Annotated in this window: 9 protein-coding genes; 6 read left to right on the forward strand and 3 right to left on the reverse strand. The window is 70.7% G+C overall.

Annotated features, from left to right (window positions below):
* Positions 1 to 163 precede the first annotated feature (163 nt).
* From K6K41_RS19680 to K6K41_RS19695, 4 genes are all read left to right on the forward strand, one after another.
* Positions 164 to 1,444, forward strand: a complete 1,281-nt coding sequence (locus K6K41_RS19680; protein ID WP_261401898.1) for a murein hydrolase activator EnvC family protein — start codon at positions 164 to 166, stop codon at positions 1,442 to 1,444.
* Complete coding sequence (locus K6K41_RS19685; protein ID WP_449252277.1) at positions 1,444 to 2,772, forward strand: S41 family peptidase; 1,329 nt, start codon at positions 1,444 to 1,446, stop codon at positions 2,770 to 2,772. Before K6K41_RS19680 ends, K6K41_RS19685 begins: the two co-directional genes overlap by 1 nt.
* Before the next feature lie 204 nt (positions 2,773 to 2,976).
* The gene (locus K6K41_RS19690; protein ID WP_261401900.1) at positions 2,977 to 4,173 is read left to right on the forward strand and encodes a divergent polysaccharide deacetylase family protein; all 1,197 of its coding nucleotides are present in this window, start codon (positions 2,977 to 2,979) and stop codon (positions 4,171 to 4,173) included.
* Positions 4,170 to 4,679, forward strand: coding sequence for an RNA pyrophosphohydrolase (locus K6K41_RS19695; protein ID WP_261401901.1), 510 nt, complete (start codon positions 4,170 to 4,172; stop codon positions 4,677 to 4,679). The genes K6K41_RS19690 and K6K41_RS19695 overlap by 4 nt, the downstream gene beginning before the upstream one ends.
* Here the strand turns inward: K6K41_RS19695 and K6K41_RS19700 are convergent.
* Both K6K41_RS19700 and K6K41_RS19705 read right to left on the reverse strand, forming a co-directional pair.
* Entirely contained in the window at positions 4,676 to 5,515 is an 840-nt protein-coding gene (locus K6K41_RS19700) for an oxygenase MpaB family protein (protein WP_261401902.1), read from the reverse strand. The genes K6K41_RS19695 and K6K41_RS19700 overlap by 4 nt on opposite strands.
* 49 nt (positions 5,516 to 5,564) lie before the next feature.
* Positions 5,565 to 5,801: a hypothetical protein gene (locus tag K6K41_RS19705; protein WP_261401903.1), complete on the reverse strand. Its 237-nt coding sequence runs from the start codon at positions 5,799 to 5,801 to the stop codon at positions 5,565 to 5,567.
* A gap of 122 nt (positions 5,802 to 5,923) precedes the next feature.
* Here K6K41_RS19705 and K6K41_RS19710 point away from each other — a divergent pair, with 122 nt between their 5' ends.
* The gene (locus K6K41_RS19710) at positions 5,924 to 7,978 is read left to right on the forward strand and encodes an ATP-dependent helicase (protein WP_261401904.1); all 2,055 of its coding nucleotides are present in this window, start codon (positions 5,924 to 5,926) and stop codon (positions 7,976 to 7,978) included.
* A 12-nt stretch (positions 7,979 to 7,990) separates the two neighbouring features.
* On the opposite strand, the gene K6K41_RS19715 is transcribed toward K6K41_RS19710, so the two are convergent.
* Positions 7,991 to 8,914 carry a hydrogen peroxide-inducible genes activator gene (locus K6K41_RS19715; RefSeq protein WP_261401905.1) on the reverse strand — a complete coding sequence of 308 codons (924 nt, stop codon included), beginning with the start codon at positions 8,912 to 8,914 and terminating at the stop codon, positions 7,991 to 7,993.
* A 161-nt stretch (positions 8,915 to 9,075) separates the two neighbouring features.
* On the opposite strand from K6K41_RS19715, the gene katG reads away from it, so the two are divergent.
* Positions 9,076 to 11,241: a catalase/peroxidase HPI gene (gene katG, locus K6K41_RS19720; RefSeq protein ID WP_261401906.1), complete on the forward strand. Its 2,166-nt coding sequence runs from the start codon at positions 9,076 to 9,078 to the stop codon at positions 11,239 to 11,241.
* The last annotated feature ends 62 nt before the right edge of the window (positions 11,242 to 11,303 follow it).

Genomic DNA, 11,303 nt, shown 5'->3' on the forward strand with positions numbered 1-11,303 from the left:
CGGCCTTGTCGGCCGGCTCTTCAGCATGAGGACCGTTTTCGACATCCTCATCGTCCCTCATGCTGAGGAAGCCGCAAAGCGGCTGTCTCGAAGCGCGCAGTCGGCCTCCGTTTCGCGAGCTTGGTTGACGAAACCTTAATCAGCCGGGACTGAAATCGACCCGATGGTCAGGATCTCTTTTCAGCGCGCTTGCTCTCGCCGCCGCTCTCGCGGCCGGAGGCGCGCGCGCGCAGGAGCCGGCCCCAGATCCCGCCGGGGAACAGCGCCGCGCCCTCGAGTCGCGCGCCAGGATCTGAAGGCCGCGGAAGAGCGCCGGCAGGCCATCGCGGCCGAGATCGAGGCGCTCAAGGGCGAGCGCGGCAAGCTGCAGGAAAGCCTCGCCTCGGCGGTGGCGGCGATCCGGACCAAGGAGCCGCAGGTCGAGGAGCGGAGCCGCCGCATCGGAGAGCTCGCTGAGTCCGAGCGCCAGCTCAAGGTCTCGCTCGCGGCCCGGCGAGGCGTGCTGGCCGACGTCATCGCCGCGCTCCAGCGCATGGGCCGCCAGCCGCCGCCGGCGCTGCTCGTCCGCCCGAACGACGCGCTCGAAGCGGTGCGCTCGGCCATGCTGCTCGGCGCCGTGGTGCCGGACATGCGCGCCGAGGCGGAGGCGCTCGGCTCGGACCTGCGCGAGCTCGTGCGGCTCAAGGGCCTGATGACCGACGAGCGCGACGCGCTCGCTCGCGAGATTCTCGATCTCGGCGGCCAGCAGGAGCGCCTCGCGGCGCTCGTCGAGGAGCGCCAGCGCCAGTCCGTGATTCGCGAGCACGACCTCCAGGGCGAGGTCGCGAAAACCGCGGAACTCGTCCGCGGCGTCGGCGATCTCGAGGCGCTGATCGCGAAGATGGAGAAGGAGCAGGCCGCGCGCGCCGCAGCCGAGGCCGCCAAGGCGCCGGCGCAAGACGGATCGGGCGCAGGCGCGGGACAGCTGGCGAACGCGTCGAGGCTCGCCCCGGCTATGCCGTTCGAGAAGGCGCGCGGGCTGCTGCCGCTGCCCGTTTCGGGCAAGAGGATCCACGGGTTCGGAGACGGCGACGGGGGCGGCGGCGCCTCCAAGGGCGTGTCGATCTCGGCCTCGCCCGGCGCGCCCGTGACCGCCCCGTGCGACGGCTGGGTGGTCTATGCCGGGCCGTTCCGGTCCTACGGCCAACTCTTGATCCTGAACGCGGGCGGCGGCTATCATGTGCTTCTTGCGGGCATGGAGCGTATTTCCGTCGCATTGAACCAGTTTGTTCTCGCGGGAGAGCCTGTGGCGACGATGCGCGGCGCGGCCGCCGGACCGGCACGGCCGGCGACCACCTCGCCGGATCGTCCAGTGCTCTACGTCGAGTTCCGCAAGGACCGCGGCTCGATCGACCCCTCGCCCTGGTGGGCCGCCGGCAATCCCGGCGAAAAGGTAGGCGGATGATGCGAAAGGTTACTCTGGTGCTCTTCGGAGCCGTGATCGGCGCCTCGGCGGCCGGCATGGCGCTGCAGCCTCGCGCCTTCTTCGGGTCCGTGGCGGAGGCCGCGGGCTCCGCCGACACCTACCGCCAGCTGAACCTGTTCGGCGACGTGTTCGAGCGCGTGCGCGCCGACTATGTCGAGAAGCCGGACGACGCCAAGCTCGTCGAGAGCGCCATCAACGGCATGCTCTCGGGCCTCGATCCGCATTCGAGCTACATGGACGCCAAGGCGTTCAAGGACATGCGCACCAACACCGACGGCAAGTTCGGCGGCCTCGGCATCAAGGTGCAGATGTTCGAGAAGCTGATCCGCGTCGAGGGCGCGATCGACGACACGCCGGCGCAGAAGGCCGGCATCCGCGCCAAGGACGTCATCACCCAGATCGACGGCCAGCAGGTCGAGGGCATGACGCTCGAGCAGGCGGTCGACAAGATGCGCGGGCCGGTCGGCACGCCCATCACGCTGACCATCCAGCGCGAGAACATCGAGAAGCCCGTCGAGGTGAAGCTCACCCGCGCCGAGATCAGCCTCGACTCGGTCAAGTGGGAAGTGCTGAACGACGACATCGGCTACATCCGCGTCAGCCAGTTCAACGCCCAGACGTTCGAGATGATGAACAAGGGCCTGGACCAGATCGAGAGCAAGGTGCCGAACGACAAGCTCAAGGGCTTCGTCATCGACCTGCGCAACAATCCGGGCGGCCTGCTCGACCAGGCGATCGCGGTCTCCGACGCCTATCTCGAGCGCGGCGAGATCGTCTCGACCCGCGGCCGCAATCCGGAAGAGTCGCAGCGCTTCAACGCGCGTCCGGGCGATCTCGCCAAGGGCAAGCCGGTGATCGTGCTCGTGAACGGCGGTTCGGCCTCGGCGTCGGAGATCGTCGCCGGCGCCCTGCAGGACCACAAGCGCGCGACCATTCTCGGCACGCGCTCCTTCGGCAAGGGCTCGGTCCAGACCATCATCCCGCTCGGGGGCAACGGGGCCATCCGCCTCACCACCGCGCGCTACTACACGCCGTCGGGCAAGTCGATCCAGGCGAAGGGCATCTCGCCCGACATCGAGGTGAAGCAGGAACTGCCCGAGGACATGAAGGACAAGGACTTCGAGACCAAGGGCGAGGCGGGCCTGAAGGGTCACCTCAAGAACGGCGAAGACGAGCAGTCGGGCTCTTCGGCCTACGTGCCGGCCGAGCGCAAGGACGACAAGCAGCTCAACTACGCCCTCGACCTGATGCGCGGCATCCAGTCGAACGCCGCCTTCCCGCCCCAGGGCAAGACCTCGGCGAACTGACAAGACCTCCGCGAACTCCGCGGAGATTCCGGCCAGATCCGACCCCCTTCCGCGCTCTGCGGAAGGGGGGGGTCTTTGCGCCAGTCTTGGAGGGCGGCGGCTCGTTCCGATCCCCGCTCCGATCGCCCTGGGGATCGGCGCGCGTTTCTTCGACGCAGCGGGCGCGAATCCGTTATCGTCTCGCACGGCCAGCCGACGAGACCGATGACCGAGGACGAACTCAAGAAGCCGCTCAAGGCGCGCAAGCCGGCGAAGCTCCCGTTCCCGCGCCCGAAGGTCGAGGGCATGACGCTGCTCGCGCTCGGCGTCGGCGGCGCGCTGGCGGCCGCCGGGCTCTGGGCGATGTTCGTCCATGATCCTCTCGGCGGAGAGCCGGTCGCGACGGCCGCGATCGAGCGCCGCGCGCCCTCCGCGCCGCAGAAGTCGGCGGCCGAGCCCGACGCCCATGCGGCCGCCGAGATCGAACAGCCGTCGTTCTCGCGCGAGGGCGTGAGGATCGTACGGCCGGGCGACCCGATGCCGAAGAGCGGACCGGTCATCATCCGCGTGCCGGACGCCAACGGCCACGACGCCCCCTCGGCGCAGGCCGCGGCTCCCGCTCCCGCCGCCGATCTCCAGACCGCGATGCTGGAGGACAGCCGCTACGGCCAGCTTCCGCGCATCGCCCCGGACGGCAAGCGGCCCGTCGACGTCTACGCCCGCGCCGCCGCCGGCCCCGCCGACGCGCCGCGCGTGGCGCTGGTGGTCGCGGGCCTCGGCGTCGGCCGCGACGCGACGCTCGCCGCGATCAAGGGCTTGCCGGGCGAGGTGACGCTCGCCTTCTCGCCCTATGGCTCCGACGTCGGCGAGTTCGTCGAGGCCGCCCGCAAGGACGGCCACGAGACGCTGATCCAGGCCCCGATGGAGCCGTTCGCCTATCCCTCGAACGACCCCGGCCCGCAGACGCTGCTGGCGAGCCTTCCGGCCCCCGCCAATCTCGAGCGCCTGCGCTGGGCGCTCGCCCGGGCGCGGGGCTATGTCGGCGTCGCCCCGCTCGCGGGCGGCCGCTTCCTGCAGGCCGACGAGGCGCTCCAGCCGGTGTTCGCGGAGCTTGCGCGCCGCGGCCTGATGTTCCTTGGCCAGACCGACCGGGAGAGCCGCTTCGGCGCGGTGGCCGAGCGCGCCGGGCTGCTCTACGCCCGCGCTGGCGCGCCGATCGACGCCGCGCCGGACGCCGGCGCGATCGACGGCGCGCTCGCCGAGCTCGAGCGCCGCGCCAGGGAGAACGGCTCCGCGGTCGGCTGGGCGAGCGCCTCGCCGCTCACGCTGAAGCGCATCGAGGCCTGGCGCTCGGGGCTCTCGGCCCGCGGCCTGACGCTGTCGCCGCTCACCGCCGTCATCAAGCCGCAGGACCGGTCGTGAGCGCGGCGCCGGCGGACGGGCGGCGGCTGCCCTATCGGCGTTGCGTCGGGGTCGCGCTCTTCAACGCGCAAGGCAAGGTGTTCGTCGGTCGTCGCAAGTCCGGAGCCGGAGACGCCGAAAAGCTCGTCCACCGCTGGCAGATGCCGCAGGGCGGGATCGACCGCCACGAGGACCCGCTGACCGCGGCCCGCAGGGAGCTCGAGGAGGAGACGGGCGTGCGCTCGGCCGAGCTCCTCGCCGAGGCGCCGGAGTGGTTCACCTACGACTTCCCGCCCGAGATCCTCGCGCGAGCCCGCGGCGGCAAGTTTTCCGGCCAGACCCAGCTCTGGTTCGCGTTCCGCTTCACCGGAGAGGACGCAGAGATCGACCTCGCGCCGCCCGGCCACAAGCCGGAGTTCGACGAGTGGCGCTGGGCGGACCTCGCCGAGACGCCGGCGCTGATCGTGCCGTTCAAGCGCTCGGTCTACCGTCAGGTCGTCGAGACCTTCGGGCGCTTCGCGGCCTAAGCCGTGGCGTCGACGCGCATCGCCCATCGCAGCAGCGCCCCGGCGCCGTAGGCGCGCGCCCGCACCGCGCGACGCGCCCGCGGACTTCGGCCAAGCCCGTGCATCTCGGCGGCCCAGTCCGGGAGGAGGTCGCAGCCGGCGTCGAAGATGAAGCCGTCGACCGGCGCGAAGGACGGCGCGACGGCTGGCTGCGACAGCAGGTGGCTCGCGACCCGTCGCGTGCGCGCGTCCCATTTGAGCCGCGGGCGCATCGCCTCGAGATAGGCCTCGGCGTCGGCGCGGGTCGCGGGCGGCTCCGCGGAGCCGAGGAGGCGCGCGACGCTCGCCATCTCGGCGAAGTAGCGGTCCTGGTCGGCCGCGGGCGTGCGGGGCGCGCGATAGCGCAGATGAGCCTCCAGGAAGCAGCGCGTCTCGGCGACGTGGACCCATCTGAGGAGCTCCGGGTCGGACGCCGCGTAGGGCGTCCCGTCCGGCAGGGCTCCCGCGACCTTCTCGTGGATCGCCCTGACGCGCGCGATCGCGGCGAGGGCGTCGTCCTTCGCGCCGTAGGTGGTGACGGAGACGAAGCGCGCGGTGCGCCGCAGCCGCCCCGCCATGTCCTTGCGGAAGTCCGAATGGTCCCAGACGCCGGCGAGCGCCGACGGGTGAAGCATCTGGAGCAGCAGCGATCCGACGCCGCCGATCATCATCGAGGTGAAGTCGGCATGGACCGCGCGGACGATCGAGCCCGGCGGAAACAGCCCCTCGGCCGAAGGCGGCGGCGCCTCGCCGGCGCGCCGCTCGACGCCGACGATCTTGAGCACCTGGTCGCGGACGGCTCTGCGCGCTGCTTTCATGGGGAGAATGTGGGCTTCCGGTCGCCGGCCGCCAAGCCGAACCTCGACGCTAGATCTGGCGATAGGTGCCCGGTTCGATCCCGAGCCGGGCCGCCTGCGCCTTGATCTCGGGTCCGCTCGACGAGATGCGGTGCTCGAGGCCCGGATGGTCGGCCTCGACGAGGCCGAGCGCCTCGGTCTCGTCGCTTGCGAGCACGAGGAAGACCATCAGCGTCGCGGCGCGGCCCTCTTCGGCCGGCTGCGCCTGGCTCTCCACGATGAAGCCGTCGTCGGTGTTGGCGCCCATGTCGTCGAGGCTCGCACGGATCGCGCCGGCGCGACAGGGGCGCCGGAGCCGATTGCGAACGAAACGCGAATGGGGCTCACTCGCCCGAGCGCGACGCGGACATCGATTCGAGGCGGCGACTGGTGGCGGCCGAGGCCTATCTCGACAAGCTGAACGACGAGCAGCGGCAGGCGGTGGAGCATGGCGCGACGGGCCCGTGCGGGCCGCTGCTCGTCATCGCGGGCGCGGGCTCGGGCAAGACCAACACGCTCGCCCACCGGGTCGCGCATCTGGTGGCGCGCGGCGCGGACCCGGCCCGCATCCTGCTCCTGACCTTCTCGCGCCGCGCGAGCGTCGAGATGATCCGGCGCGTCGAACGCATCCTGCGCGAGGCCCTCGGGCCCCAGATCGGCGGCGCGCTGTCGCTGCCCTGGGCCGGCACGTTCCACGGCGTCGGCGCGCGGCTGCTGCGCGACCGCGCCGAGACGATCGGGCTCGACCCGCAATTCACCATCCTCGACCGCGAGGACGCCGCCGACCTCATGAACGTGGTCCGTCACGAGCTCGGCTTCTCGAAGACCCACAAGCGCTTCCCGACCAAGAGCGCCTGCATGTCGATTTATTCACGCGCCGTGAACGCCGAGGCGCGCATCGACGAAACGCTCGGGCGCTCGTTCCCCTGGTGCGCCGGATGGGCCGACGAGCTCGGGCGTCTGTTCGCCGCCTATGTCGAGGCCAAGCAGGCCCAGAACGTGCTCGATTACGACGACCTGCTGCTCTACTGGGCGCAGATGGCCGCCGAGCCCGGGATCGCGGCCGAGATCGGCGGGGCGTTCGACCACGTGCTGGTCGACGAATACCAGGACACCAACCGCCTGCAGGCCTCGATCCTCACCGCGCTCAAGCCCGACGGGCGCGGCCTTGCGGTGGTCGGCGACGACGCGCAGGCGATCTACTCGTTCCGCGCCGCCACGGTGCGCAACATTCTCGACTTTCCCGCCGCCTTCTCGCCGCCCGCGCGGATCGTCACGCTCGACCGCAACTACCGCTCGACCGAGCCGATCCTTTCCGCCGCCAACGCCGTCATCGGCGAGGCGTCGGAGCGCTTCACCAAGAACCTGTGGTCGGGCCGGGAAGGCGGCGGGCGGCCGCGCCTCGTCTCGGTCCGCGATGAGGCCTCGCAGGCCGCCTTCGTCGCCGACGCCGTGCTCGAGAACCGCGAGGCGGGCGAGACGCTCAAGCAGCAGGCGGTGCTGTTCCGCACCTCCTCCCACAGCGCGCCGCTCGAACTCGAGCTCGTCCGGCGCAACATTCCGTTCGTGAAGTTCGGCGGCCTCAAATTCCTCGACGCCGCCCACGTCAAGGACATGCTGGCGCTGCTGCGTTTCGCCGAGAACCCGCGCGACCGCACCGCGGGCTTCCGCGCCATGCAGCTCATTCCGGGCGTCGGGCCCTCGACGGCCGCCCGCGCGCTCGACGCGATCGCGGCCGCTTCGGCGCCGTTCGAGGCGCTCACCGCCGCTTCGCCGCCGCCGCGCGCCGCGGCCGACTGGGCGGCCTTCGCCGAGACGATCGCGACGCTCGCCACGGGGCAGGCCGGATGGCCGGGCGAGATCGCGGCGGCGCGCCGGTGGTACGACCCGCAGCTCGAACGCGTCCACGAGGACGCCGAGACGCGCCGGGCGGACCTCGCGCAGCTCGAGCAGATCGCCGCCACCTATCCCTCGCGCCAGCGCTTCCTCACCGAGCTCACGCTCGACCCGCCGGACGCGACCAGCGACGAGGCCGGCCCGCCGTCGAAGGACGACGACTACCTGATCCTGTCGACCATTCACTCCGCCAAGGGGCAGGAGTGGCGCTCGGTCTTCGTGCTGAACGGCGTCGACGGCTGCATGCCCTCCGACCTCGGCGTCGGCTCGCGCGAGGAGATCGAGGAGGAGCGCCGCCTGCTCTACGTCGCCATGACGCGGGCCAAGGACGCGCTCTCGATCGTGCTGCCGCAGCGCTTCTACGTCCACGGGCAGGCGGCGCGCGGCGACCGGCACGTCTACGCCGCCCGCACCCGCTTCATCACTGCGGCGATGCTCGGCCTGTTCGAGGCGATCGCCTGGCCGCCGGCCGCGGCCGAGCCGGCGGCGCGGCCCGCCGGGACCGCGAAGGTCGACCTGCGCGCCAAGATGAAGGCGATGTGGGGCTGAAGCGCAGGCGGATCACGCGCGCGCCGCGGCCGCCTGGCCGAGCGCTCCGGCCGAACGGCGCACGGTCTCCGACATCTGCAGCAGCTGCGCGGTGAGGGGGCTCGTCGTGCGCCACACCATGCCGATGGTGCGCGAGGGCTTCGGGTTCGTGAAGCGCGCGATCGACACCGAGGCCGAGCGGGTCTCGACCCCGACGGCCATTTCGGGAATGAGCGTGACGCCGAGCCCCGCCTCGACCATTTGGACGAGCGTCGAGAGCGAGCTTGCGTCGAGCAGGCCGCGCGGCTGCGCGGCGTGCGTCGGGCGGTTGCAGAAGGTGAGCGCCTGTTCCCGGAAGCAGTGGCCTTCCTCCAGCAGCAGCAGCCGCATCTCGCGCAGCGCCTCGCGGTTGGGGACGGGCTGGCCCTCGTCGGCGCGCGGGCGCACGAGCACGAACTCCTCGGTGAACAGCGGCGCTTCCGTGAGCGAGGGCTCGGAGACGGGCAAGGCGACGATCGCGACGTCGATGCGGCCGTCGTTCAGCTCCTGCACGAGCTTCGGCGTCAGCGTCTCGCGCACGTGGAGGTCGAGGCCGCCATGGAGGCGGATGAGGTCGGCGATGAGGCTCGGCAGCAGATAGGGCGCGACGGTCGGAATCACGCCGATGCGCAGCCGGCCGACCAGCCTTCCGCGGGAGGCGCGCGCAAAGCCCTCGAGATCGTCGAGCGCGCGCAGGATGTCGCGGGCGCGCAGGGCGATCTCCTCGCCGAAATTCGTCAGCCGCACCTGCCGCCGGTCGCGCTCGAACAGCGGCGCTCCGAGCTCCTCCTCCAAGGCCTTGATCTGCATGGACAAGGCCGGCTGGGAGATGGCGCAGGCCTCGGCCGCGCGGCCGAAATGGCCGTGGCGGGCCAGCGCCTCGAAATAGCGGAACTGCTTGAGGGTGAGGTTTTTCATAAGGACGACTTATCGTCACAATCAGGAAATCGGAATTAATATAATGAAACGGCTTTGCTAGAACGCTCCCAAGGAAGGGGCGGACAGGTCGCGCGGAAGCCGCCGATCGCTCCGCGGACCGACGACGCCCTATCAGCCGAGCCACAATCGGAGAAATGAAAATGGACGCCAAGACCGAGGACAACGTCGGCAAGTGCCCCGTCGCGCACGGGGGCCCGAGGCAGAACACCGACTGGTGGCCGAACACGCTGCCGGTCGACCTGCTCAACCAGCACTCCGCCAAGTCCGATCCGCTCGACAAGGAATTCAATTACCGCGAGGCCTTCAAGAAGCTCGACTATCAGGGCCTGAAGCGCGACCTGCGCGCGCTGATGACCGAGAGCCAGGAGTGGTGGCCGGCCGACTTCGGCCATTACGGCCCGCAGTTCATCCGCATGTCGTGGCACGCCGCCGGCACCTATCGCCTCATGGACGGCCGCGGCGGCGGCGGTCGCGGCCAGCAGCGCTTCGCGCCCCTCAACGCCTGGCCGGACAACGTCAACATCGACAAGTCGCGCCGCCTGCTGTGGCCGATCAAGCAGAAGTACGGCCAGGCGATCTCCTGGGCCGACCTCCTGATCCTCACGGGCAACGTCGCGCTCGAGACCATGGGCTTCCGCACCTTCGGCTTCGCCGGCGGGCGCGCCGACACCTGGGAGCCGGATCGCGACGTCAACTGGGGCTCGGACACCGAGTGGCTGACGCACCGCAATCCCGAGCAGTTCGGCAAGGACCTCGGCGCGACCGAGATGGGCCTGATCTACGTCAACCCGCAGGGTCCGAACGCCGACGGGAACCCGCTGACGGCGGCCGAGTTCATCCGCGAGACGTTCAAGCGCATGGCGATGAACGACGAGGAGACCGTCGCGCTGATCGCCGGCGGCCACACCTTCGGCAAGACCCACGGCGCGGAAGCCGAGTCCTACAAGGGCCCGGATCCGGAAGCCGCCGACATCGAGGACCAGGGCCTCGGCTGGACGTCGAGCTACGGCGCGGGCCACGGCGGCGACGCCATCGGCTCGGGCCTTGAGGTCACCTGGACCCAGACGCCGGCCCAGTGGTCGAACTTCTTCTTCGAGAACCTGTTCAAGTTCGAGTGGGTGCAGACCCGCAGCCCGGCCGGCGCGATCCAGTGGGAGGCCAAGGACGCCCCCGAGATCATTCCGATGGCGCACGACGCCACGAAGAAGATCAAGCCGACCATGCTGACGACCGACCTGTCGCTGCGCTTCGATCCGATCTACGAGAAGATCTCGCGCCGCTTCCTCGAAGACCCGCAGGCCTTCGCCGAAGCCTTCGCGCGCGCCTGGTTCAAGCTGACCCATCGCGATCTCGGCCCGCGCTCGCGCTACATGGGCCCGGAAGTCCCGAAGGAAGTGCTGATCTGGCAGGATCCGATCCCGGCCGTCGACCACCCGCTGGTCGATGACGCGGACGTCGCGGCGCTCAAGGCCAAGATCGCCGAGGCTGGCCTCTCGGTCTCCGAACTCGTCGGGACCGCCTGGGCGTCCGCGTCCACGTTCCGCGGAGGCGACAAGCGCGGCGGCGCCAACGGTGCGCGCATCCGTCTGGCTCCGCAGAAGGACTGGGAGGTCAACCAGCCGGCCCAGCTCGCCAAGGCTGCGGCGGCGCTCGAAGCCGTGAAGGCTCAGTTCGAGCAGGGCGGCAAGAAGGTGTCGATCGCCGACCTCATCGTGCTGGCGGGCTCCGTCGGCGTCGAGCAGGCGGCCAAGGCCGCCGGCCACGACGTCGTGGTGCCGTTCACGCCCGGCCGCGCCGACGCCAGACAGGAAGACACCGACGTCGAGAGCTTCAGCTATCTGGAGCCCGAGCTCGACGGCTTCCGCAACTACGAGACCGGCGGCACCAAGCGGGCCGAGGTCGCGCTCGTCGACCGCGCCCAGCTCCTGACGCTGACCGCGCCGGAACTGACCGTGCTGATGGGCGGCCTTCGCGCCATCAACATCAACGCCGACGGGTCTTCGCGCGGCGTGCTGACCTCGACCCCGGGGGCGCTCACCAACGAGGTGTTCGTCAACCTGCTCTCGATGGACACCAAGTGGAAGGCCACCGACGACACCAAGCGGTCGTTCGACGGCGTGAACCGCAAGACCGGCGACAAGACCTGGACGGCGTCGCGCGCCGACCTCGTCTTCGGCTCGAACTCGATCCTGCGCGCGCTCGCCGAGGTCTATGCGGCCTCCGACGCGAAGGAGAAGTTCGTCTCGGACTTCGTGGCCGCCTGGGTCAAGGTCATGAACCTCGACCGGTTCGACCTCGCGGCCTGATCGGCCGTCGATCGACCTAAAAAACGCTCCCGGCGCCGCTTCACGCGGCGCCGGGATTTTTT

This window comes from Chenggangzhangella methanolivorans (genome assembly GCF_019797865.1).
Classification (GTDB): Bacteria; Pseudomonadota; Alphaproteobacteria; order Rhizobiales; family Methylopilaceae; genus Methylopila; species Methylopila methanolivorans.